The 22113-nt window shown below is 61.4% G+C and carries 23 protein-coding genes; 15 read left to right on the top strand and 8 right to left on the bottom strand.

The genetic code is table 11. The annotated features are described in order from the left end of the window. Positions 1 to 85: 85 nt before the first annotated feature. The gene (locus tag BUC08_RS14185) at positions 86 to 700 is read left to right on the top strand and encodes a class I SAM-dependent methyltransferase (RefSeq protein WP_037923208.1); all 615 of its coding nucleotides are present in this window, start codon (positions 86 to 88) and stop codon (positions 698 to 700) included. Between the two features lie 10 nt (positions 701 to 710). Here the strand turns inward: BUC08_RS14185 and BUC08_RS14180 are convergent, their stop codons facing one another. Both BUC08_RS14180 and dapB read right to left on the bottom strand, forming a co-directional pair. After that, entirely contained in the window at positions 711 to 1070 is a 360-nt protein-coding gene (locus BUC08_RS14180; RefSeq protein WP_037923207.1) for a hypothetical protein, read from the bottom strand. A gap of 93 nt (positions 1071 to 1163) precedes the next feature. After that, positions 1164 to 1979 (bottom strand): 4-hydroxy-tetrahydrodipicolinate reductase, encoded by an 816-nt coding sequence (dapB, locus tag BUC08_RS14175; RefSeq protein WP_037923206.1) that lies wholly within the window; start codon positions 1977 to 1979, stop codon positions 1164 to 1166. A gap of 89 nt (positions 1980 to 2068) precedes the next feature. On the opposite strand from dapB, the gene rbfA reads away from it, so the two are divergent. The 9 genes from rbfA to pnp all read left to right on the top strand — a co-directional run bounded on the left by rbfA (position 2069) and on the right by pnp (position 11126). Further along, a complete protein-coding gene (gene rbfA / locus BUC08_RS14170) occupies positions 2069 to 2464 on the top strand; it encodes a 30S ribosome-binding factor RbfA (RefSeq protein WP_037923204.1) in 396 nt (131 codons plus the stop codon). After that, the gene (locus BUC08_RS14165) at positions 2464 to 3204 is read left to right on the top strand and encodes a phosphodiester glycosidase family protein (protein ID WP_051694022.1); all 741 of its coding nucleotides are present in this window, start codon (positions 2464 to 2466) and stop codon (positions 3202 to 3204) included. Before rbfA ends, BUC08_RS14165 begins: the two co-directional genes overlap by 1 nt. Before the next feature lie 89 nt (positions 3205 to 3293). Then, positions 3294 to 4199, top strand: coding sequence for a tRNA pseudouridine(55) synthase TruB (gene truB, locus BUC08_RS14160; RefSeq protein ID WP_037923202.1), 906 nt, complete (start codon positions 3294 to 3296; stop codon positions 4197 to 4199). A 104-nt stretch (positions 4200 to 4303) separates the two neighbouring features. Further along, positions 4304 to 4837: a DUF1643 domain-containing protein gene (locus tag BUC08_RS14155; RefSeq protein WP_037923507.1), complete on the top strand. Its 534-nt coding sequence runs from the start codon at positions 4304 to 4306 to the stop codon at positions 4835 to 4837. 104 nt (positions 4838 to 4941) lie between these two features. Beyond that, positions 4942 to 5946: a calcium-binding protein gene (locus BUC08_RS14150; protein ID WP_224769705.1), complete on the top strand. Its 1005-nt coding sequence runs from the start codon at positions 4942 to 4944 to the stop codon at positions 5944 to 5946. A gap of 166 nt (positions 5947 to 6112) precedes the next feature. After that, complete coding sequence (gene rpsO, locus BUC08_RS14145) at positions 6113 to 6382, top strand: 30S ribosomal protein S15 (protein ID WP_028955328.1); 270 nt, start codon at positions 6113 to 6115, stop codon at positions 6380 to 6382. A gap of 340 nt (positions 6383 to 6722) precedes the next feature. Beyond that, positions 6723 to 7160, top strand: coding sequence for a universal stress protein (locus BUC08_RS14140; protein WP_037923198.1), 438 nt, complete (start codon positions 6723 to 6725; stop codon positions 7158 to 7160). A gap of 11 nt (positions 7161 to 7171) precedes the next feature. Beyond that, on the top strand, positions 7172 to 8722 hold the full coding sequence (locus BUC08_RS14135) for an alanine/glycine:cation symporter family protein (protein WP_037923197.1): 1551 nt from the start codon (positions 7172 to 7174) through the stop codon (positions 8720 to 8722). Between the two features lie 271 nt (positions 8723 to 8993). Then, entirely contained in the window at positions 8994 to 11126 is a 2133-nt protein-coding gene (pnp, locus tag BUC08_RS14130; protein ID WP_037923196.1) for a polyribonucleotide nucleotidyltransferase, read from the top strand. 73 nt (positions 11127 to 11199) lie between these two features. Here pnp and BUC08_RS14125 read toward each other — a convergent pair whose 3' ends face one another. Then, complete coding sequence (locus BUC08_RS14125; protein ID WP_051694055.1) at positions 11200 to 12315, bottom strand: alkene reductase; 1116 nt, start codon at positions 12313 to 12315, stop codon at positions 11200 to 11202. Between the two features lie 156 nt (positions 12316 to 12471). On the opposite strand from BUC08_RS14125, the gene BUC08_RS14120 reads away from it, so the two are divergent. Further along, positions 12472 to 12930 (top strand): Lrp/AsnC family transcriptional regulator, encoded by a 459-nt coding sequence (locus BUC08_RS14120; protein WP_037923190.1) that lies wholly within the window; start codon positions 12472 to 12474, stop codon positions 12928 to 12930. Positions 12931 to 12970: 40 nt separating this feature from the next. Next, a complete protein-coding gene (locus tag BUC08_RS14115) occupies positions 12971 to 13672 on the top strand; it encodes a glycosyltransferase family 25 protein (protein ID WP_037923188.1) in 702 nt (233 codons plus the stop codon). Positions 13673 to 13674: 2 nt separating this feature from the next. Here the strand turns inward: BUC08_RS14115 and BUC08_RS14110 are convergent, their stop codons facing one another. Further along, entirely contained in the window at positions 13675 to 14328 is a 654-nt protein-coding gene (locus BUC08_RS14110; RefSeq protein WP_037923186.1) for a peroxiredoxin, read from the bottom strand. A gap of 133 nt (positions 14329 to 14461) precedes the next feature. Between BUC08_RS14110 and BUC08_RS14105 the strand changes: the two genes are divergently transcribed. Next, entirely contained in the window at positions 14462 to 15901 is a 1440-nt protein-coding gene (locus BUC08_RS14105) for an aldehyde dehydrogenase family protein (protein WP_037923505.1), read from the top strand. 64 nt (positions 15902 to 15965) lie between these two features. Here BUC08_RS14105 and BUC08_RS14100 read toward each other — a convergent pair whose 3' ends face one another. Continuing rightward, a complete protein-coding gene (locus tag BUC08_RS14100; protein WP_051694020.1) occupies positions 15966 to 16640 on the bottom strand; it encodes an FkbM family methyltransferase in 675 nt (224 codons plus the stop codon). A 79-nt stretch (positions 16641 to 16719) separates the two neighbouring features. On the opposite strand from BUC08_RS14100, the gene BUC08_RS14095 reads away from it, so the two are divergent. Continuing rightward, a complete protein-coding gene (locus BUC08_RS14095) occupies positions 16720 to 17571 on the top strand; it encodes an alpha-1,2-fucosyltransferase (RefSeq protein ID WP_037923185.1) in 852 nt (283 codons plus the stop codon). Here BUC08_RS14095 and BUC08_RS14090 read toward each other — a convergent pair. Beyond that, positions 17568 to 18215, bottom strand: coding sequence for an RluA family pseudouridine synthase (locus BUC08_RS14090; RefSeq protein WP_037923184.1), 648 nt, complete (start codon positions 18213 to 18215; stop codon positions 17568 to 17570). The two genes, BUC08_RS14095 and BUC08_RS14090, sit on opposite strands and share 4 nt — an antisense overlap. Before the next feature lie 56 nt (positions 18216 to 18271). On the opposite strand from BUC08_RS14090, the gene BUC08_RS14085 reads away from it, so the two are divergent. Next, on the top strand, positions 18272 to 18682 hold the full coding sequence (locus BUC08_RS14085) for a nuclear transport factor 2 family protein (protein WP_037923183.1): 411 nt from the start codon (positions 18272 to 18274) through the stop codon (positions 18680 to 18682). On the opposite strand, the gene rarD is transcribed toward BUC08_RS14085, so the two are convergent. Both rarD and BUC08_RS14075 read right to left on the bottom strand, forming a co-directional pair. Further along, positions 18679 to 19599 carry an EamA family transporter RarD gene (gene rarD, locus BUC08_RS14080; protein WP_037923181.1) on the bottom strand — a complete coding sequence of 307 codons (921 nt, stop codon included), beginning with the start codon at positions 19597 to 19599 and terminating at the stop codon, positions 18679 to 18681. The genes BUC08_RS14085 and rarD overlap by 4 nt on opposite strands. Positions 19600 to 19660: 61 nt before the next feature. Next, positions 19661 to 22108 carry a GcvT family protein gene (locus BUC08_RS14075; protein WP_037923179.1) on the bottom strand — a complete coding sequence of 816 codons (2448 nt, stop codon included), beginning with the start codon at positions 22106 to 22108 and terminating at the stop codon, positions 19661 to 19663. Between the last annotated feature and the right edge of the window lie 5 nt (positions 22109 to 22113).

The raw sequence follows: 22113 nt of genomic DNA, 5'->3' as shown, positions 1-22113 counted from the left end.
TGCATAGTCGAAGTACAGATTCAGGCAATTTCTTTTTAAGCGACCCCTCTCTAGAACAATGCCATCCGATACAGAGAGACACCCGATGCCCAGCGCCGCCGCCTTTTGGACCAAAGCCGCACCGAAATACGCAAAGTCGCCGATCAAGGATACGGCGACCTATGAACACACGCTTGCACGCACCCGTGCGTTTCTGCCACCCGATGCCAAGGCACTGGAAATCGGCTGTGGTACGGGCACCACGGCGCTGAAACTGGCGGGAGACGTGAAAAGCCTGCTGGCCACGGATATCGCCGAGGGCATGATCGCGGTGGCCCAAGAAAAGCCCGCGCCCGACAACCTGCGATTTGCCACTGGCATCCCCGGCGATGCGGCGCTGGCGGGCGAAGCCCCCTTTGACGTCGTGCTGGCGTTCAACCTGCTGCATCTGGTGCCCGACCTGCCGCAAATGCTGCGCAGTATCCACTCGCTGTTGCGGCCCGGCGGACGGTTCATCAGCAAATCCGCCTGTTTGCGTGATGGCAGTGTGTTCCTGCCCCCGCTGATCTGGGTGATGCAACGTCTGGGCAAGGCACCCTATGTGGGCAAATTCAGCGCGGCCCATCTGGAGCAAATCATCGCGCAAGCGGGATTTGAGATCGAGGTGGCCGAGACACACGGCAAGAGCTTTAACCGGTTTATCGTCGCGACACGGCTCTAGGGTCTGGACCCTAGTTCAGGCGAAACGCCGCGCTGTCGCCTTGTCCCTTGTCCGAAGTGAAACGGATGCGACCGGGTTCGACGCGGACCTCCTGGCAATTGTACCCCAGTGCGTCACCGCCCCAATAGAGGTCGCGGCAAAAGTAGTTGCCCTGCCATTTCCACGTCCCCGTCACATCCCAGGCCGCACCTTTGCCGGTGATGCTGCCATCGGGGCTCACCTGAAGCTGGACCAGCGGGCGGGTCAGCGTCTTGCCGTTCACGAGCTTTATAAAGTCCGCCTGCGAAGTCACGATATCCTGCTCGGCCTGCACCGGCAGGGCAAGGGTCAGGGCGGCGAGAGTTGTACAAATACCAAGCTTATAGGACATGATTAAATTCTCGGCTGAACTGAGATACACAAAGACATACGGACGCAGCCGCGCTTTGGTTCACTCAACCGAGAATTTTTTTGAACGATCGCCTCAGTCGTTCAGGCCAAGCACGTCCATCATGTCATAGGCGCCCGGTGCTTTGCCCTGCGTCCATTTTGCGGCGCGGATCGCGCCACGTGCAAACAAAACGCGGTCGGTCGCCATGTGGCGCAGCACGATGCGTTCACCGGGCCCTGCAAACATAACGTCATGTTCGCCCACGATATCACCGCCGCGAATCGCGCTAAAGCCGATGTCACCGCGTTTGCGTGCTCCGGTGATGCCGTCGCGCCCGCTGTCGCGTACGTCATTCAATGCCACGCCACGACCTTCGGCTGCGGCCTCGCCCAGCATCAGCGCGGTGCCGGAGGGTGCGTCGACCTTGTGATGGTGGTGTGCCTCGATCACTTCGATGTCGAAATCCTCGTCCAGCGCGGCGGCCACACGTTTGGTCAACTGCACCAGCAGGTTGACCCCAAGGCTCATGTTGCCCGCGCGCACGATGGCGCAGCTTTGCGATGCGGGTTGCAGTTCAGCAATCTGCGCGTCGGTCATGCCCGTGGTGCCGATCACATGGGCCACGCCTGCGTCGGCGCAAAGCGCTGAAAACGCCAGCGTCGCTTCGGGGGCGGTGAAATCAATCACCACATCCGCCGATGCAATCGCCTGTGCGGCGTCATCTGTCACAACCACACCGTTGGCCGCACCGCCCATGGCCTGCCCTGCGTCCTGCCCGACCCAGTCGTGACCCTTGCGTTCGATCGCGGCGGACAGGTGCACGCCCTTGGTCTCGGCAATGGTGCGGATCAGCATCTGTCCCATGCGCCCAGAGGCTCCGGTCACGGCAATTCCAATAGTGTCGTCCATGGGTGTCTTTCCTGAATAAGCGGTTTGTCGCAGGTCTAGCCTGTGCGGTGCCGCTTGGCAAAGCGTCTGGGCTGTCCTAGATGGGGAGTATGGCAAAGAACAAGTCCCATGACGGAGCCGGTCCGTCCCAGCGTCAACTTCGGGTTGGTGAATTGATCCGCCGCACCTTGTCCGAGGTGCTGGCACGCGGTGACGTGCACGACCCCGATCTGAACCGCATGTCGATCACGGTGGGCGAGGTGCGCACATCGCCCGACCTGCGAATCGCCACGGCCTATGTGCTGCCTTTGGGCGGAGACGGTAAGGACGAGGTGTTGAAATTGCTGGCCCGCAACAAGGGCGAGCTGCGGCATGTCGTGGGCAAGAAGCTGGCGTTAAAATTTGCGCCCGACCTGCGGTTCCAGCTGGATCAGACCTTTGACCAGATGGACGACACCCGTCGGATGCTGAACCAGGACGCAGTGCGCCGGGACACCGAAAACTGATGCGCGCGCTGTTGATTGGCGTGCTGGTCTGGCTGACCTGCGGGCCGGTCTGGGCTGCGGACTGTGAGAACCGTCGCTATCTGGGCACGTCCTATACCGTGTGCACCGTCGATCTGACGCGCGAAACGCTGAAACTGTTCCTGCGCGACGACAACGGCAAGATCTACGGCAGCTTTAACGCGATCAACCAGGCGCTGGGTGCGACGGGCAAAACCCTGGGCTTTGCCATGAACGCGGGCATGTACCACGAAGACCGCGCGCCGGTGGGTCTGTTCCTTGAGGATGGCAAGCAAGAGATGGGCCTGGTGACATCCGCCGGGCCGGGCAACTTTGGCCTGTTGCCCAACGGTGTGCTGTGTCTGCGCAAAGGTCGGGCCGATGTGATCGAAACGCTGCGGTTCGAGCGCGAGAAACCGCGCTGCACCGGGGCCACGCAGTCCGGTCCCATGCTGGTGATCGACGGCGAACTGCACCCGCGCTTTCTGGTCGACAGCACCTCGCGCTATGTGCGCAACGGGGTGGGCACGACGGCGGATGGTCGAAAGGCCTACTTTGTGATCTCGAACGCCTTTGTCACCTTCCACGAGTTCGGCAGCTTTTTCCGTGACGCGCTGAAACTGCCGCAGGCGCTGTATTTCGACGGCAATATCTCGCGGCTGTATGCGCCGGACCTGGGACGGCACGATCCGGGTCGCCGTTTGGGGCCGATCATCGGAACCGTGGCGCGCAAGGCACCGTAAGGCGCATCAATTGACAGCACAGACGCGCTCGGCTAGGCCGCACGCTCTGATTTTCACGTTGATCCGACACGACAGACCAAGGGGGCACCATGGGCCGCAGATCCAAAGGACGCGACATTTCCGGCTGGCTGGTCATCGACAAGCCTGCTGGCCCCACCTCGACGACCGTGGTGAACAAGGTGCGCTGGGCGATGAACGCCAAGAAGGCGGGCCACGCGGGCACGCTGGACCCCGACGCCACCGGCGTGCTGGCGATTGCGCTGGGTGAGGCCACAAAGACGGTCCCCTATATCACCGACGCGCTCAAGGCGTATACGTTCACCGTACGGCTGGGGCAGGCCACCAACACCGATGACGCCGAGGGCGAAGTGATTGCGCAATCGGACATGCGCCCGACCGACGACCAGATCAAGGACGCGCTGGGCGCGTTCGTGGGCGACATCATGCAAGTGCCGCCACAGTTCTCGGCGGTCAAGATCGACGGGCAGCGCGCGTACAAGCGCGCCCGTGACGGCGAGGAAATGGAGATCGCGGCGCGGCCCCTGTGGGTCGAAGAGTTGCTGATGGTGGGCCGCCCCGATGCGGATCACGTGACGCTGGAAATGACCTGTGGCAAAGGCGGCTATGTCCGGTCGATCGCGCGCGATCTGGGCGCGGCGCTGGGCTGTTTTGCCCACGTGCGCGAGCTGCGCCGGATCTGGTCGGGGCCGTTTGATGCCGCCGGCGGGCTGACGCTGGAACAGGTCGAGGCGATGGCGGGTGACCCCGCGCTGGACGCGCATCTGCGCCCGGTCGAGGAAGGGCTGGCTGATCTGCCGGAACTGAAAGCCACCGCCGAGGGCGCGGTGCGCCTGCGCAACGGGAACCCCGGCATGGTGTTGCCGTCGGACGTGGAATACGGCGACGAGGTCTGGGTGTCCTTCGAGGGCAAGGCCGTGGCTGTGGGCCGGTACAAGGCGGGCGAAGTGCACCCGGCGCGCGTCTTTAACCACTGACCGCGCGGGCTGCTTGGGGTTGGAGCCTCGGGCCGGGAATGTCTGAACCAGAGAATAAGGCCGGTTGATTGACCTTGGCCCCCGTGGCCCCGCATAACGGCGGTATGATCACACGCACACACACCAAGGGCGATGCCCCTTCGACAGCGATCTATTCGGATTGCGAACGCTATCGTTACAGCCTGACACGGGTCTGGGACAGCAATGCGGCACAGGTGACATTTGTCATGCTGAACCCGTCGACTGCGACCGAGGTACAGAACGACCCCACGGTGGAACGCTGCGAGCGGCGGGCGCGGGCCTTGGGCTATGGCGCGTTTTGCGTGACGAATATCTTTGCCTGGCGCGACACCGACCCGCGCAAGATGCGTGCGGCTGCCGATCCGATCGGGCCGCAGAACGACGCGGCCATTGTGCAGGCCGCGGAATGGGCCGATGTGGTGATTGCCGCTTGGGGCACGCACGGGGCGCATCTGGACCGTGGCCCGCAGGTGGCGCGGTTGTTGGCACAGACAGGCCAGCCGCTGTTTCATCTGGGCCTGTCCAAGGCCGGCCACCCGCGCCATCCGCTGTACCTGCCCTACACCCAGACGCCCGAGCCATGGCATCCGGCGGACCCGATGTTAGCCCGGGATTAACCATAGCATTGGAATGGCTTTGAAAATTCGGGCGACCTATGGCCTTATTCCTATGGAGTAATCTGTAGAGAGTTGGGTCGCGCATGCTGTGGTTGGCGGGATTCATGGGTTTGATGGCCGTCGGCGCGGTCAGCTTCGTGGATATGTCTGCGAGTGAGGACGGCACCGACGCCGATGCTGACCCGCTGGAGTCGATGACCCAAGAGGCGCCGCGCATTGGCGATGACATCGACGTGACCGCAACCGGCCCGGCTGAACCGGAGGTCGGCAGCTCTGATGCCTCGATCCTGATCGGTGTGGACACCACCGAAACCATGACCGGCACCGAAAGCGACGATCAGATCGGCGGCTATGACGGCGACGACACCATTCATGGCGGCAGCGGCGACGACGACATTTACGGCATGGACGGGGACGACACGCTGGACGGTGACGCGGGCGACGACACGTTGCATGGCGGCGACGGGCGCGATCTGGTGCATGGCGGATCGGATGACGATACGCTGTATGGCCACAACGGCGACGACACGCTGTCGGGTGATGATGGCAATGACATGTTGCAAGGGTCACAGGGCGATGACCTGCTGATGGGGGATGACGGGAACGACGCGCTGCACGGCGGGTTGGACGACGACACGCTGGATGGCGGCGCGGGCGCGGACACGCTGTTTGGCGGGTGGGGCGACGACGTGGTGATCGGTTTGAACCACGACGCGGACACTGGCGAAATCAAGGATGGCGACGACAAGGATTTTCTGAACGGCGGCGGCGGCGATGATGTGATCGTGGCTGGGTCCGAAGATGTGGTGACCGCAGGTGACGGTGCCGATACGATTGTCATGGGCGACTGGATCGAGGCGGAAAAATCGGTCGAGATCGTGGATTTCGACGCCACCGACGACAGCATCGTACTGGTCTGGAACGACAGCGATGCGGGGCCGGAACCGGTCATCACCCTGCAACCGGACGCCACCGATGCCGACATCGTTCACGTGCTGATGGATGGCATCACCGTGGCCGATATCACAGGCGGCGCGACGCTGACACTGGGCGACATCGCCCTGATCCCGCTGAGCGCGGCGCAGACCAGCGGGATTGCCGGCCTGTAGACCCGCCAATGCGGGCGTGCGAATAAATCTTTGCCTTCGTGACAGAATCCCCCTATACGCCCCCATCGCGCCCGCTCTTTGTGGCTGGTGCGACACTCTCCATGGGCCCTGCTGGACGACATCCCGGCTTGCGCCATCACCTTAACCTTTTGAAAAGGAGACCCCGATGTCGATTACTGCTGAAGAAAAGCAACGCGTCATGAAAGAATTCGCAACTGCTGAAGGCGACACAGGTTCGCCCGAAGTGCAGGTTGCCATCCTGACAAGCCGCATCTCTACCCTGACAGAGCACTTCAAGACCCACAAAAAAGACAACCACGGTCGTCGTGGCCTGCTGAAGATGGTTGCCCTGCGCCGCAAGCTGCTGGACTACCTGAAAGGCAAAGATGAAGCGCGCTATCTGGACCTGATCAAACGCTTGGGCATCCGCCGCTAAGTATTTGTTACCATCCTGACGCAGGCATTCTGCCGCGCCGGATCAGGACGCCCGCCCTTACCGGCGGGCGTTTTGCGTTCGACCTTTGCGGTTTCAACCCATCGAACAATTTCAGCACCCCCGCGACAAACTGTCCAGATTTCTCGCAAAAACGACCAGTTTTGGGTCGTTCGCCTGCCATCCGGGTCGGTTTTGGTCCCTTTGTCTTGCAATCTAGGGGTATCATTGCCGGTCAAGGGGCCCAAAAACAACAACCCTGGCGCGAACTCGGTCCCACCTTCGTGGGCTGGTCCCTTCCGAACCGCAAAAGCGCCCGGACCACCGACAGAAGGATGCCCTTATGACGACGAAATTGTTGATCGGGCTGGACGGACAAAGCTCGGGTGACCGTGCTTTGTCCTTTGCTGAAAACCTTGCCAAGTTAATCGGAACGGCAGAGCTGCTGGTTGTCTATGTGATCGAATGGTCGCCCTATTCTTTCCAGACACCCGAGGAGAACGCCGAACGTCACAAGCGCCGCGAAGAGGAAATCTCGACGGCGATGGAGCGGGTGGTGACACCTGCACTTGCCCGCCTCGAAGCCGCGGGCATCAAAGCCCAGGGCATGGTGCGCCATGGCAATGTCGCCGACTCGTTGGATTCGATTGCCGCGAAGCAAAACGCGTCGCAGATCATTGTCGGACGGTCCACCGAAACCGGGTTGAGCAAGCGCATCTTCGGCAGCTCCACCGCCAATCTGGTCATGGGTGCAAACGTGCCCGTGACGGTTGTGAACTGAGGAGAGCCAACATGAATATCATGCAAAAAACAGCCCTGACCCTTGCGGCCTTTTCGGCCTCGGCGGCTCCGGCGCTGGCGCAGGAAGCGGGCAGCCTGGACGCGCGGGTGAACGAAGCCTTTGCGGCCTTTACCGGTCCTTTCGTCAACCTGATCTTTGCCCCCTTCCCCGGCACCAGCTTTCCGTGGATCGTCATGTGGCTGGTGGTGGCCGCAACGGTTTTCACCCTGTATTTCGGCTTTGTGCAGTTCCGGTTCTTCAGCCATGCCATTGCACTGGTCAAAGGTGACTATTCCGACCCCAATGACGCGGGCGAGGTCAGCCACTTTCAGGCACTGGCCACGGCGCTGTCGGGCACGGTCGGCCTGGGCAATATCGCAGGTGTGGCCGTGGCCGTCGGCATCGGCGGGCCGGGGGCCACGTTCTGGATGATCCTTGCGGGTCTTCTGGGCATGGCGTCCAAGTTCACCGAATGTACGCTGGGCGTGAAATACCGCAACGAATATCCCGATGGCACCGTATCGGGCGGCCCGATGTATTATATCTCCAAGGGGTTTAGCGAACTCGGCCTGCCGGGCGGCAAGTTCCTTGCAGTTCTGTTCTCGATCTTCTGCATCCTGGGTGCGTTTGGCGGGGGCAACATGTTCCAGGCCAACCAGGCTCATGCGCAGATTGCGGGGATTGTCGGCGATTATCCGGGGTGGATCACCGGCATCATCTTTGCGGCCATCGTGTTTGCCGTGATCGTGGGCGGGATCAAATCCATCGCCAATGTCACCGAAAAGATCGTGCCGTTCATGGGCATCCTCTATGTCGGTGCGGCGCTGGTTATCCTGGTGGTGAACTATGACAAGATCGGCTGGGCCTTTGGCCAGATCTTCGAAGGCGCGTTCAGCGGGCTGGGCGTTGCCGGCGGTCTGGTCGGTGCGCTGATCCAGGGCTTTAAACGGGCGGCTTTCTCGAACGAGGCGGGCGTCGGTTCGGCGGCCATCGCCCACTCGGCTGTGCGTACCAAGGAGCCGATCACCGAAGGGTTTGTATCCCTGCTGGAACCGCTGATCGACACCGTTGTGATCTGCACGATGACCGCGCTGGTGATCACCATCTCGCAACAGTTGATCGTTGACCCCGATACCGGCCGGTTCGTCCTGAACGAAGCGGGCACCGCCATTGCCACCGTTGACGGCAACACCGGCGTGGCACTGACATCGGCGGCCTTTGCGTCGGGCATCAGCTGGTTCCCCTATGTGCTGGCGGTCGCGGTGATCCTGTTCGCCTTCTCTACCATGATCTCGTGGTCCTATTACGGGCTGAAGGCGTGGACCTACCTGTTTGGCGAAGGCAAGACATCCGAGCTGACCTTCAAGCTGATCTTCTGCGTGTTCATCGTGATCGGTGCGGCGGCCAGCCTGGGCCCTGTCATCGACTTCTCGGACGCGGCGATCTTTGCCATGGCGGTGGTCAACATCTTTGCGCTGTATTTCCTGATGCGGATCGTGCGCAAGGAACTGAACTCTTACGCAAGCCGCCTGAAATCGGGCGCGATTGCCAAGTTCAACTAAACACAGCTGCCACGCGGGCGGTGTCACTGCCGCCCGCGTGCCGAACACCGCAACCGCGCCCTGCAATCCCGGGGCGCGGTTGTTTCGTTTTGGCGCGCCCGAGGCGACGTTTCGCCATAGCAGCAAAGGCTTTCCATATAGGGCAAAACACTGTATGCCCCGCCAATCTGAGATCGGCGCCCGGACTCCAGCGCCCGAAAAGAAGATACCGGAGTCAGGGGCAATACGGCCCCTAAGCAAATGGCCGATGTGGCCAACCTGAGGAACGTAGATGTTTAACGTAACGACCAAATCAATGCAGTGGGGCGAAGAGACGCTGACACTGGAAACCGGAAAAGTGGCCCGTCAGGCGGACGGGTCCGTGATCGCCACGCTGGGCGAAACTTCGGTTATGGCAAACGTAACTTTCGCCAAGAAACAAAAACCCGGTCAGGACTTTTTCCCGCTGACCGTCCACTACCAAGAGAAATACTATGCTGCGGGCAAAGTGCCCGGCGGCTTTTTCAAACGTGAGGCCCGCCCCACCGAGAAAGAAACCCTGACCGCGCGTTTGATCGACCGTCCGATCCGCCCGCTGTTCGTCCCCGGCTTCAAGAACGAAGTTCTGGTGATGTGTACCGTTCTGTCGCACGACCTGGTCAACGACCCGGACATGGTTGCGATGATCGCCGCCAGCGCCGCGCTGACCATTTCGGGTGCGCCTTTCATGGGCCCGATCGCCGGGTGCCGCGTGGGCTTTGAGGGTGGCGATTACGTCCTGAACCCCACAGTCGACGACATGCAGGACCTGCGCCTGAACCCCGATCAACGTCTGGATCTGGTTGTTGCCGGCACCAAAGACGCCGTGATGATGGTTGAATCCGAAGCTTACGAGTTGTCGGAAGCCGAAATGCTGGGTGCGGTGAAATTCGCACACGAGCAGATCCAGCCGGTGATCGACCTGATCATCGAGTTGGCCGAAAGCGCCGCGAAAGAGCCGTTCGATTTCCAACCTGCCGATTATTCGGAGCTGTCCGCTGCTGTCAAAGCGGCCGGCGAATCCGAAATGCGCGCAGCGTTCGCGATCAGCGACAAGCAAGAGCGTACAACGGCTGTTGCCGCCGCCCGCGAGACCATCATGGCCGCGCTGACGGACGAGCAAAAAGAAGACGAGAACCTTGGGTCCGCTCTGAAAAAACTGGAAGCGTCGATCCTGCGCGGTGACGTTGTGAAAACCGGCAAGCGTATCGACGGCCGTAAAACCGACGAGATCCGCGACATCGTGTGCGAAACCGGCTTTTTGCCGCGGACCCACGGTTCGGCACTGTTCACACGTGGTGAAACGCAGGGTCTGGTTGTGACCACGCTGGGCACCGGCGATGATGAACAGTTCATCGATGCGCTGCATGGCAACTTCAAATCCAACTTCCTGCTGCATTACAACTTCCCTCCCTATTCGGTTGGTGAAGTGGGCCGTGTTGCAGGTCCGGGCCGTCGTGAGATTGGCCACGGTAAGCTGGCATGGCGTGCGTTGCAGGCTGTTCTGCCCGCATCCACCGACTTCCCCTACACCATCCGCGTTGTGTCCGAGATCACTGAATCGAACGGCTCCAGCTCGATGGCCTCTGTCTGCGGCGGTTCGCTGTCGATGATGGACGCAGGCGTTCCGTTGAAAGCGGCTGTGGCCGGTGTTGCGATGGGTCTGATCCTGGAAGAAGACGGGTCCTACGCGATCCTGTCGGACATTCTGGGTGACGAAGATCACCTGGGCGACATGGATTTCAAAGTGGCCGGGACCGAAAACGGGATCACCTCGCTGCAAATGGACATCAAGATCGCAGGCATCACGCCCGAGATCATGGAAAAAGCTCTGGCACAGGCCAAAGCGGGTCGTCTGCACATCCTGGGCGAAATGGGCAAAGCCCTGACCGGCGCGGCCGACTTCTCGGTGCACGCACCGCGCATCGAAACCATGCAGGTTCCGACGGACAAAATCCGCGAAGTCATCGGTTCGGGCGGTAAAGTGATCCGTGAAATCGTTGAAGTGTCGGGCGCCAAGGTCGACATCAACGACGACGGCATCATCAAGATTGCGTCGCCCAACGGCGAAGCGATCAAGAAAGCCTATGACATGATCTGGTCGATCGTGGCCGAGCCGGAAGAAGGTGCCGTTTACACCGGTACTGTCGTGAAGATCGTCGATTTCGGCGCCTTCGTGAACTTCTTTGGCAAGCGCGATGGCCTGGTTCACGTCAGCCAGATCGAAAACCGCCGTCTGAACCATCCGTCGGATGTGCTGAAAGAAGGCCAAGAGGTCAAGGTGAAGCTGTTGGGCTTTGACGACCGTGGCAAGGTGCGCCTGTCGATGAAAGTCGTCGATCAGGAAACCGGCGAAGAAATCAAGAAAGAAGAAGACGCCGAATAAGGCGCTTCTGTTTTTCTGAATTGGAAAAGGCCCCGGTATCGCTACCGGGGCCTTTTTTAATCTGCCAAAGGGATTATTCGGCCGCTTGGGCCGTGCCGTCCATGATCGGATAGTCGGTGTAACCCTTTGCCCCGCCACCGTAAAACGTATCCGGGTTCGGATCGTTATAGGGGCCGTCCATGGCGATGCGTTTGGCCAGGTCGGGGTTGGCGATGTACAACTTGCCAAAGGCCACCGCGTCCGCGCGCCCCTCGTCGATCCACTGCGCCGCCTCTTCGGGGGTAAAGCCACCATTGACGATGAACGAACCATCAAAGGCCTTGCGCATGGCATCCACGACCTTGGTGTTCTCCGGCTCGCCCGAGCGGACAACGTGCAAATACGCCAGACCCTTGCCCGACAACGCTTTGGCGGCGGCGACATAGGTTTCCATCGGGTTTTCATCCTTGGACCCGCCTGCGCCGCCTGCAGGGGACAGGCGCACGCCCACGCGGTCCGCGCCCAGTGCGTCAATCACCGCGTCGACACCTTCGACCAGAAGGCGCACGCGGTTTTCGACAGAGCCGCCGTATTGGTCGTCGCGCGCGTTGACCGATGACCGCAGGAACTGGTCAATCAGATAGCCGTTGGCCCCATGGAATTCGACACCATCAAAACCCGCCTTGTCGGCGCATTTGGCCGCATGGCGGTAGTCCTCGATCACGCCAGCGATTTCGTCCAGCGACAGCGCGCGGGCTTCGGGGTGCGGCACGGTCGGGCCATCGGGGTGCAGGTCACCGACAAAGGCCTCGCCCTTTGGGGTCCAGACGCTGGACGACACGGGGGCCGCACCGTCGTGAAAGACGTTGTGGCTGATCGCGCCCACATGCCACAGCTGGCAGAAGATGCGCCCGCCCGCCGCGTGCACCGCGTCAGTGACCGGCTTCCAGCCGTCGACCTGCGCATCGCTGAAAATGCCCGGCGTCCAGGCATAACCCTGCCCCTGACGGCTGATGTTGGTCGCCTCGGTGATCACAAGCCCCGCACCGGCGCGCTGGCTGTAATAGACCGCGTGCAGATCAGTCTGGACGTTTTCGCCTGGCGTGGATCGCGCACGCGTCAGCGGGGCCATCACGATGCGATTGGGCGCAGTGGTGCCGCCCAGCTTCAATTCTTTGAACAGCGGGGCGTGTGCCGGAACATCAGCCATGTCGGAAGTCTCCATATGTTTGGAATGTCATTTGATATATCTCATCACTCCAACGTCCGCGTTCAATGGCAGTTCCGTTCGTTGCCGCACAGTTAGGGCTTGGCTTTTGAACACCACGCTTTGTATAAGCATCATGATCCAAGAAAGGGGCGATTTTTGAAATATTCCTCTTCCGAAAAGACGTTGCTGCGAGAACTTCAACGCGATTGCAGCCAATCCCTGGCACAAATTGCCGAGCGCTGCGGGATGGCGCAAAGCACGGTCTGGCGCAAAATTCAGGACCTTGAGGCATCCGGAACCATAGTGGGTCGCGTTGCCTTGCTGTCCCCAGCGCATGTGGGCTGCAAGCTGACGGTTCTGGCGGCCATCACGCTGCGCGATCACGCTGAAACAACGGTGTCCGGCTTTGCCACGCTGATCGCAGGCCATCCCGAAGTGGTTGAATGCCTGGCCACCTCGGGGGCGGCGGACTACCAGATGAAGGTGCGGGTGGCGGACGTGGAAGCCTATGAGCATTTCATGACGAACACACTTCTGCGCAGCCCCTTTGTGCGCGAGGTGCAATCGTCATTCGTGCTCAAGGAGTTGAAATCGACAACCGAACTTCCGCTGTGACCACTGGTGTGGGGCGGTCAGACACGCTAGCCATGCGGCGATGCATTCGCTGATCGTCCATATGTCCAGCGCCACACGGCGCCGCGCCAACGTCGAGGTGTTGTTGCAAACCCTACCCGACGCCCAGGTGATCGAAGCCGTGCGCGGTGCAGATGCGGGCGTGACACCGGCAAACGGCGACATTCACCAGCCGCACTATCCTTTTCCCATCGGCGCGGGTGAAGTTGGCTGTTTCCTGTCGCATCGCGCCTGCTGGCAGCGGATTGTGGACGAAGACTGGGAGTATGCGCTGATCGCCGAGGATGACCTGGCGCTGGATACATCACATTGGCCGCATGTGCAGGCGCTGATTGCCGGTCACGCCACTGCGGACAGCTTTATTCGCATACCGGCCAAGGACCGCGAGACAGCAGCAAAGGTGGAGGCCAGCGATGGTCCCTGCACGCTGATGCTGCCGCGCGTCATCGGCCTTCAGACCGTGTTTCAGGTGGTGGGGCGCAACGCCGCGGTGCGGTTGCTGGCGGTGACCGATGTGCTGGACCGGCCCGTAGACACGTTTTTGCAAATGCATTGGGTTCATGGCCAGCGTGTCCATACCATTCTGCCCAACGGGGTGCGGGAACTGACGGCGGACCTGGGCGGATCGACAATCCAAAAGAAAACCCGCACCAGCGGCAAGCTGATGCGGGAGATCAATCGCTGGCGGTATCGGCGCGCGGTGGCCGCGCAACCGCAAACCTAAGCTTACTTGGGCAGCGGTGCCTTGCGCAGGTAGGGCAGGACGGTTTCGAAATCACCGAACTTGGCCTTGGCGTCTTCGTTGGACACGGTCGCGGGAATGATCACGTCATCGCCGACGTTCCAGTTCGCAGGTGTCGCAACGCCGTGGCCGGTCGATGTTTGCAAGGCGTCCAGCGCGCGCAGCACTTCGGCAAAGTTGCGGCCCACGGTCATGGGATAGGTCATCGACAGCTTCAGCTTTTTGTCGGGGCCGATGATGAACACCGACCGCACCGTCGCGCTGTCATTGGGGGTGCGACCGTCGGGCAGATAGGCCTCGGCGGGCAGCATGTCGAAGGCTTTGGAAACCTCCAGACCACTGTCAGCGATGATCGGGAAACCGGCCTTGGCGCCCGACGAGGATTCGATGTCGCCCTTCCACTTCTTGTGGTCTTCCACACCGTCGACGCTGACGCCGATCACCTTTGTGCCGCGCTTGGCCCATTCATCGGACAGCTGCGCAACCGCACCGAATTCGGTGGTGCAGACGGGCGTGAAATCCTTGGGGTGCGAAAACAGGATAGCCCAGCTGTCGCCGATCCAGTCGTGCAGGCCAAAGCTGCCCTGGTCGGTTTCGACGGTCAGGTCGGGAATGGTGTCGTTGATGCGCAGGGACATGAATGGTCCTCCTAGTTTGAATTCTATTGCACAATGTAGTGTGGCTTTGCTTGCCTTGCATCCCCTGACTTGCGTGTCATTTGGTCCGGTGACACAGTGCGCGCAAATCATGATCCGCAATGGAGGCATTATCATGCTGGAGAAACGCGACTTTTACATCAATGGCAAATGGGTTGCTCCGATCGAGGGCAAGGACCACAACGTCATCGACCCGTCGACCGAAGAGCCATGCGCCGTAATTTCACTGGGTGGCAAGGCCGATGTCGACGCGGCCGTTGCCGCAGCCAAGGCCGCATTGCCGGGCTGGATGGCCACGCCTGCAGAAGAGCGTATCGCGCTGGTCGAAAAGCTGGTCGAGGTTTACAAGGCCCGCGCCGACGATCTGGCCGCCGCCATGAGCACCGAAATGGGCGCGCCCATTTCCATGTCGAAAGCCTCGCAAGTGGGGGCCGGTACGTGGCACCTGTCCAACTTTATCGCTGCGGCGAAAAAGTTCGACTTTGTTCGCCCGCTGGGCGATCACGCGCCGAACGACCGCATCATCTATGAAGCGGTTGGCGTTGCGGCGCTGATCACGCCGTGGAACTGGCCGATGAACCAGGTCACGCTGAAGGTGGGTGCTGCGGCCATCGCAGGCTGCACCATGGTCCTGAAACCGTCCGAGGAAAGCCCGCTGAACGCGATGATCTTTGCCGAGTTGATGGACGAGGCAGGGTTCCCCGCCGGTGTGTTCAACCTGGTCAACGGCGACGGTGCCGGTGTCGGCAACACTCTGACCGGGCACAAGGACGTGGATATGGTCAGCTTTACCGGCTCGACCCGCGCGGGCACGCTGATTTCGAAAAACGCCGCCGATACGCTGAAACGTGTGCATCTGGAGCTGGGTGGCAAAGGCGCCAACCTGATCTTTGACGATGCCGACGACAAGGCCGTGAAACGCGGTGTTCTTCACATGATGAACAACACCGGCCAGTCGTGCAACGCGCCCAGCCGTATGCTGGTTCAGCGCGGCGTGTACGACCGCGCCGTCGAAGAAGCCGCAGCCGTGGCCAATCAGGTCACAGTCGGTCCCGCCTCGGAAGAGGGCAAGCACATCGGTCCCGTGGTGAACGAAGTGCAGTGGAACAAGATCCAGGACCTGATCCAGAAGGGCATCGACGAAGGCGCCCGCCTGATCGCCGGTGGCACGGGCCGTCCCGAAGGGATGAACCGCGGCTTTTATGTCAAACCGACCGTCTTTGCCGACGTGAACCCCGACATGACCATCGCGCGCGAGGAAATCTTTGGCCCCGTGCTGTCGATCATCCCCTTCGACACCGAAGAAGAGGCGGTCGAGATTGCCAACGACACGGTTTACGGTCTGACCAACTATGTCCAGACACAGGACGGCGCACGCGCCAACCGTCTGGCGAAACAGTTGCGGTCGGGCATGGTCGAGATGAACGGCACCAGCCGCGCGGCAGGTTCACCCTTTGGCGGCATGAAGCAGTCGGGCAATGGCCGCGAAGGCGGCGTCTGGGGCATCGAGGACTTCCTCGAGGTCAAGGCAGTCTCTGGCTGGGCTGCCGAATAAGCGCGGACTTACGACAACGCAACAGACAAGGGCGAAGGATTTCCTTCGCCCTTTGTCATTTCTGTCAGGTCATTTCCGGTGTTTTTCTGGCCCACTGTTCCCAAACGAAGGGATAGGCCCATTCGCACACATGCGTGCGCGACAGCCCCGCGCGGATTGCATCGCGCCGCGCCACATCGTCGGGGCCGTATTTGTGAAACTGCACCATCAACGTATCGACATGTTGCATGAACCCGCTGTCGATCATCGCAGGCAACAGATCATATTCGCCGCCTTCGATGTTCATCTTGACCACCGCGACATCAGACAGCCCCAGTCCTTCGACAACGGGACCAAACGCCTTGACCATACCGGTCACGGTCGGGCCCTCTCGGATCAGGGCAGAAGACGCGTTGGCCTGATCGGACAGCTCCAGCACGCCATCCTCACTGCCAATGGCATAGGCATGCACAAGGACGTTTTCATTGCCTGCAAACCGTTCCGCCATCGCGTTGGCAAAGCTGGGGTGCGGTTCGAACACATGAGAGACGACACCATATCGGGTCGTCATCTGATCCGACCAGTCACCGACATACCCACCGATATCCAACACCACATCCCCCGGCTGGACCCGTGAAAACTGCACCGGCGTGGTCCCGCCATGTGCCTTGCGAAATGCCCGATAAGGCGCACGCGCCGCGCGGTACGATGGGCTGGTGGCGATGTTCCACAGTTTGATCAGTTCGCTCTTGATGCTCATGTGTGCCCCTTTGATATGGTTCGATGCCACGAAAGCGCGTATTCAATCCTGACAGATAACCGCTAACCAAGGCAGCGTCATGATTTTTTCCAGATTGCACGGTCGTTTGGGCAACCAGATGTTCCAATATGCCGCAGCCCGTGCGCTGGCCGAGCGGCTGGGCACGCGCGTGGTGCTGGACGATCGCACGGCGCTGCATAAGGGAGATGGCACGTTGTTGCGGGTGTTCGACCTGCCCGATCTGGGCGAGGCACCGTTGCCCCCTGCGAAACACCAGCAGCCGCTTGCCTATGCGGCGTGGCGCGGGTTGGGAAAGCGGCCGCGCATCCGACGTGAGAAGGGGCTGGGGTATAATCCGGACTTCGCACATTGGGCCGATGACAGCTATTTGCATGGCTACTGGCAGTCGGAGCAGTATTTTGCCGACATCGCCGACACGCTGCGCAGCGCCTTTGTCTTTCGCACGCCGATGTCGGCGCAGAACGCGGAAATGGCCGCGCGCATCGCCAGTGGGCCGTCGGTGGCATTGCACGTGCGGCGTGGGGACTATGTTCAGGTCAACACCATGGCGCTGTGCGATCAGTCGTATTACGACGCGGCGCTTGCTGCCATTCGCATACGTATGGATGGAGACCCCACCGTTTATGTGTTCTCGGACGATCCCGACTGGGCCAAGGCCAACCTGCCGCTGCCTTTCGACAAGGTTGTGGTGGATTCTAACGGCCCCGACGCCGACTACGAAGACCTGCGCCTGATGTCCCTGTGCCAGCACAACATCATCGCCAATTCTTCCTTCAGCTGGTGGGCGGCATGGTTGGGCGAGACGCCAGACAGCATCGTGGCAGGTCCCTCAAGGTGGTTTGCCGATACGTCCATGTCCAACCCCGACATTCTGCCCGCGCGCTGGATCAGCGTCGGCACAACCGCCTAAAACGGCGCCTTGGCGCGAAAGCGGATCGATTTTCCGCTCTCGGGGTGCTTCACGCGCAGTTCCTCGGCGTGCAGCATCATGCGCGGGTAATCGGCGGCGGCCCCGTGTGCATAAAACGGATCGCCCAGAATCGGATGCCCCAACGCCAGCATATGCACGCGCAACTGATGGGTGCGGCCCGTGTGCGGTACAAGCCGCATCCGCGCGCTGTCACCGTGCCGTTTGACCAGGCGCCAGTCGGTCACGGCGGGCTTGCCGGTCTCGTGACAGACCTTTTGCAGCGGGCGGTTCGGCCAGTCCACAATCACCGGCAGGTCGATGGTGCCTTTGTCTTCTTCGGGTTCGCCCTGCACCAGCGCCACATAGGCCTTTTGCGTTTTCCGCTCGGCGAACTGTGTCGACAGGTTGCGTTGCGCGTGGGGCGACAGGGCAAAGATCATGACCCCGCTGGTGTCACGGTCCAGCCGATGCACCACCAGCGCGGTTGGAAACACGGCCTGGACGCGGGTGATCAGGCAATCGGCCAGATGGTCGCCCCGTCCCGGCACGCTGAGCAGGCCCGCAGGTTTGTCGACGACGACAATGTCGGCATCGTCGTGCAAAAAGACCAGCGGATCGGTCGGGGGCGCATAAACAGTTTCCATGCCGCTGCTTTCCAGATGTAGGCTGTGGTTTCAACCCATGATGAAAGGCCCCCCAAATGCACGCAACTGTCCAAGCTTTCCACGATGCGGTTCTGGCAAAGAACGACGACGCGATTCTGCCGCTGTTCGCCGAAGACATCCGGTTCATGCCGCCGACCTATTGGAAGACATGGACCGGGCGCGCGGCGGTGGCGGCGGTGATCGGGCATGTGAATGCGGTTTTCACCGATTTCTCCTATCGCCGCACCTTGGGCGAAGGGCGCGACTGGATGCTGGAGTTCCAGTGCAAGGTCGATGGGCTGGATGCGGTGGGCGTCGACCTGATCACGCTGAACGATGCCGGGTTGATCCAGGAGTTCGAAGTGGTCATGCGCCCGTACAAAACGGTCGGCGCGCTGCGCGAGGCGATGATGGCGCGGATCGCCAAGGACCCCAGCTTTGCCACCTTTCGCGAGGCGATCAGCTAGGCGCGGCGGCCGCGCATCTGCCGGACCATCGAGATAGTGTACAGCACAAGTGCGCCCCAGATCATCGGAAAGGCAATCATCCGCGCCTGGCCGAAGGGTTCCTTGAAGACAAAGACCGCCACCAGAAAGATCATCGTCGGCGCGATGTACTGCAACACGCCGATGGTGGTCAGGCGCAACCCCTTTGCCCCGTTGGCATAGAGAATCAGCGGCACCGCCGTGACCAGGCCGCAGCCCAACAGCAGCCACGTATCGTTGCTGTTGCCTGCCATGAAATGCCCCTGGCCGGTGGCCGTCAGATAGCCGACATAGGCCGATGCAGGCAGCAGCAGGATCAACACTTCCAGCAGGAACCCCTGGTTCGGACCGATGGGCAGTTGTTTCTTGGCCAAAGCGTAAAAGCCCCAGGTGACCGTAAGGCCGATGGCCGCCCACGGCACCGCCCCCAGCGTGGTCGCCAGCACGACAACAGCGCACAGCGCCAGCGCCACCGCAGCCAGTTGCAGCTTGTCCAGCTTTTCGCCCAGCAACAAAGCGCCCAGTGCCACGCTGAACAGCGGGTTGATGTAATAGCCCAATGCCGCATCCAGCGCGCGGTCTGCTGCAATGGCCCAGACGTAGATGCCCCAGTTGATGGTGATCAGCGCAGCGGTGACACAGCCCATCGCCAGCGTACGCGGACTGCGCAGTGCAGTGCGGATGTCGCGGGTGCGGCCAAGGAATATCAGCAGCGCACCTGCAATCGGCACCGCCCAGATGATCCTGTGCGCGACAATTTCGGCGGCGGGCACGTGGCTGACAGCCTTCAGGTACAGCGGCAGAAAGCCCCACAGGACATAGGCACCGAGCGCGAAGCCAAGGCCCCGGGCCGTGTCCCCGCTGGCAGGGTTTACATTCGGTGCGGGGGGCGTGCGCATGGTGTCTGTCCTGATGGTGTGCCTGTTGCCTAGCACCCGCGTTCAGGGTGCACCAGAGCCGTCAGACCTTGGTACGCGCACCTGTCGGATCATAGAAGGGCTTCAGCGATACTTCCGCTGCGTAACGACGGCCTGCCACGTCTATTTCATAGGATGACGCCAGCACTTCGTCCACGGTTTGCCCCGCGCACGGCACATAAGCCATGCCCATGGCCGCACCAAGGTGATGACCATACGCCCCCGAACTGAGCTGCCCCACGATCTTGCCATCCCGCAGCACAGGCTCGTTGTGATAAAGCAGCGGTTCGGGGTCGGTCAGGCGAAACTGCACCAGACGACGCTCCAGCCCCGCCTCCTTCTTGCGCAGCAGCGCGTCACGCCCGACAAAGGCCGGTTTGTCCAGCTTGACCGCAAAGCCAAGGCCCGCTTCCAGAACATGATCCTCGGCGGTGATGTCATGGCCGAAATGACGGAACCCCTTTTCCATCCGGCAGGTGTCCATCATGTGCATTCCGCACAGCTTTGCCCCCATCTGCTGCCCTGCGGCGTGCAGCACCTCGAACACGTGGCCTGCCATATCGGCGCTGATGTACACCTCCCAGCCCAGCTCGCCCACATAGGTCACGCGGTGCACGCGGGCCAGCGCCATGCCGATCTCGATCTCTTGCGCGGTGCCAAAGGGATTGGTGTCATTGCTAAAGTCAGCAGGTGACACCATCTGCAACAGCCTGCGCGCGTTGGGGCCCATGACGGCCAACACCGCCTCGCCCGCGGTCACGTCGGTCAGCACCACGTTGTGATCCCCCTTGTGGCGCATCATCCACGTCTGGTCGGCCAGCCGTGTGGCCGCGGGGGTGACGACCAGATAGGCGGTTTCACTCAGACGGGTCACGGTCACGTCCGCCTCGATCCCGCCGCGCGGGTTCAGGAACTGCGTATAGACGATGCGTCCCACGGGCACGTCATACTGCCCGCCGCCGATGTGGTTGAGAAAGGCGCAGGCGTCCGGCCCTTCGACCCGGATCTTGCCAAAGGACGACATGTCGTAAATGCCGACATTCTCGCGCACGGCACGGTGTTCGGCGGCGATGTTGTCGAAAAACGGCTGGCGCTTCCAGCTATAGGCATATTCCGGCGTCTGGCCGGGGTTGGCGTACCAGTTGGCCCGCTCCCACCCGGCCAGTTCGCCCATGACCGCCCCCTGTTCCAGCAGGTGATGGTGGAACGGCGTGCGGCGGATACCGCGTGCGGTGGCCTTCTGGCGGTACGGGAAGTGGTCCGCGTACAAAAGCCCCAGCGTTTCGGTGGAGCGGGCGGCGAGATAGGTCTTGTTGCCCTGAAATGGCTGCATCCGCGCGATGTCCACATCACCCAGATCGAAAGGTTTCTCGCCCGCTTCCATCCATTGCGCCAGCGCCATCCCGGCCCCGCCCGCCGACTGGATGCCGATCGAGTTGAAGCCTGCCGCGACCCAGACGTTGCCCATCTCGGGCGCAAGGCCAAGGTGATAGGCATCGTCTGGCGTAAAGCTTTCGGGACCGTTGAAGAACGTGTGAATGCCCGCGTCGGCCAGCATCGGCATCCGGTTGACTGCCGCTTCAAGGATCGGTTCGAAATGATCGAAGTCTTCGGGCAGTTGGTCGAATTCAAAGTCGTGTGGAATGCCGTTTACCGCCCATGGCTTGCTGACCGGTTCGAACGCGCCCAGCAGGATCTTGCCCGCGTCTTCCTTGAAGTAGGCGCATTCGTCGGGAACGCGCAGCACCGGCATCTGGGTCAGGCCGGGGATCACTTCGGAGACGATGTAGAAATGTTCGCAGGCTTGCAGCGGCACGTTCACCCCGGCCATCCGCCCGACCTGATGACCCCACATGCCCGCGCAGTTCACGATCATGTCGCAGGCGATGTGACCGTTGCTGCCGTCCGCGCCCTGCCATTTCACGCCGGTCACGCGGCGGCCCGTGCGGGTTATGTTGGTGACCGCGGCGCGTTCCTGGATGTGCGCACCGCGCTGCCGCGCGCCCTTGGCCAGTGCCAGCGCGATGTTGGACGGATCACCCTGCCCGTCCAGTGGCAGATAGACACCGCCCGTGACACCGTCGATGTTCAGGTGTTGGTATTTCGCCTTGACCTCGGAGGGGCTGATTTCCTGCACCTCGACACCAAAGGCGCGGGCCATGGCAGCCTGACGGTGCAGCTCTTCCAGGCGCTCGGCCGTCAGGGCGGCGGTGATTGAGCCGACCCTCTTGAAGCCAGTGGCAACACCAGTTTCAGCCTCGAGGTTGCCGTACAGCTCCTGCGAATATTTCGCCAGTTTGGTCATGTTGGCCGAGGCGCGCAGCTGTGCGATCAACCCTGCGGCGTGCCACGTGGTGCCCGAGGTCAGCTGTTTGCGTTCCAACAGCACGACATCACGCCACCCCAGTTGCGTCAGGTGATAGGCGACGGAACACCCGATGACACCACCACCGATGATGACGACGCGGGCATGTGTGGGCAGGTCGGGCATGGCAG

The sequence above is a fragment of the Pseudosulfitobacter pseudonitzschiae genome (assembly GCF_900129395.1).
Classification (GTDB): domain Bacteria; phylum Pseudomonadota; class Alphaproteobacteria; order Rhodobacterales; family Rhodobacteraceae; genus Pseudosulfitobacter; species Pseudosulfitobacter pseudonitzschiae.
This window is presented reverse-complemented; position numbering and strand designations above follow the sequence as displayed.

Coding starts and splice junctions, on each gene's coding strand:
- dapB (WP_037923206.1), bottom strand. CDS start 1,979: ATGGACGACACTATTGGAATTGCCGTGACCGGAGCCTCTGGGCGCATG.
- pnp (WP_037923196.1), top strand. CDS start 8,994: ATGTTTAACGTAACGACCAAATCAATGCAGTGGGGCGAAGAGACGCTG.
- BUC08_RS14085 (WP_037923183.1), top strand. CDS start 18,272: ATGCACGCAACTGTCCAAGCTTTCCACGATGCGGTTCTGGCAAAGAAC.
- BUC08_RS14075 (WP_037923179.1), bottom strand. CDS start 22,108: ATGCCCGACCTGCCCACACATGCCCGCGTCGTCATCATCGGTGGTGGT.
- BUC08_RS14090 (WP_037923184.1), bottom strand. CDS start 18,215: ATGGAAACTGTTTATGCGCCCCCGACCGATCCGCTGGTCTTTTTGCAC.
- BUC08_RS14125 (WP_051694055.1), bottom strand. CDS start 12,315: ATGGCTGATGTTCCGGCACACGCCCCGCTGTTCAAAGAATTGAAGCTG.
- BUC08_RS14100 (WP_051694020.1), bottom strand. CDS start 16,640: ATGAGCATCAAGAGCGAACTGATCAAACTGTGGAACATCGCCACCAGC.
- BUC08_RS14185 (WP_037923208.1), top strand. CDS start 86: ATGCCCAGCGCCGCCGCCTTTTGGACCAAAGCCGCACCGAAATACGCA.
- BUC08_RS14180 (WP_037923207.1), bottom strand. CDS start 1,070: ATGTCCTATAAGCTTGGTATTTGTACAACTCTCGCCGCCCTGACCCTT.
- rpsO (WP_028955328.1), top strand. CDS start 6,113: ATGTCGATTACTGCTGAAGAAAAGCAACGCGTCATGAAAGAATTCGCA.
- truB (WP_037923202.1), top strand. CDS start 3,294: ATGGGCCGCAGATCCAAAGGACGCGACATTTCCGGCTGGCTGGTCATC.
- BUC08_RS14095 (WP_037923185.1), top strand. CDS start 16,720: ATGATTTTTTCCAGATTGCACGGTCGTTTGGGCAACCAGATGTTCCAA.
- BUC08_RS14165 (WP_051694022.1), top strand. CDS start 2,464: ATGCGCGCGCTGTTGATTGGCGTGCTGGTCTGGCTGACCTGCGGGCCG.
- BUC08_RS14110 (WP_037923186.1), bottom strand. CDS start 14,328: ATGTCCCTGCGCATCAACGACACCATTCCCGACCTGACCGTCGAAACC.
- BUC08_RS14150 (WP_224769705.1), top strand. CDS start 4,942: ATGGGTTTGATGGCCGTCGGCGCGGTCAGCTTCGTGGATATGTCTGCG.
- BUC08_RS14155 (WP_037923507.1), top strand. CDS start 4,304: ATGATCACACGCACACACACCAAGGGCGATGCCCCTTCGACAGCGATC.
- rarD (WP_037923181.1), bottom strand. CDS start 19,599: ATGCGCACGCCCCCCGCACCGAATGTAAACCCTGCCAGCGGGGACACG.
- BUC08_RS14135 (WP_037923197.1), top strand. CDS start 7,172: ATGAATATCATGCAAAAAACAGCCCTGACCCTTGCGGCCTTTTCGGCC.
- rbfA (WP_037923204.1), top strand. CDS start 2,069: ATGGCAAAGAACAAGTCCCATGACGGAGCCGGTCCGTCCCAGCGTCAA.
- BUC08_RS14115 (WP_037923188.1), top strand. CDS start 12,971: ATGCATTCGCTGATCGTCCATATGTCCAGCGCCACACGGCGCCGCGCC.
- BUC08_RS14105 (WP_037923505.1), top strand. CDS start 14,462: ATGCTGGAGAAACGCGACTTTTACATCAATGGCAAATGGGTTGCTCCG.
- BUC08_RS14140 (WP_037923198.1), top strand. CDS start 6,723: ATGACGACGAAATTGTTGATCGGGCTGGACGGACAAAGCTCGGGTGAC.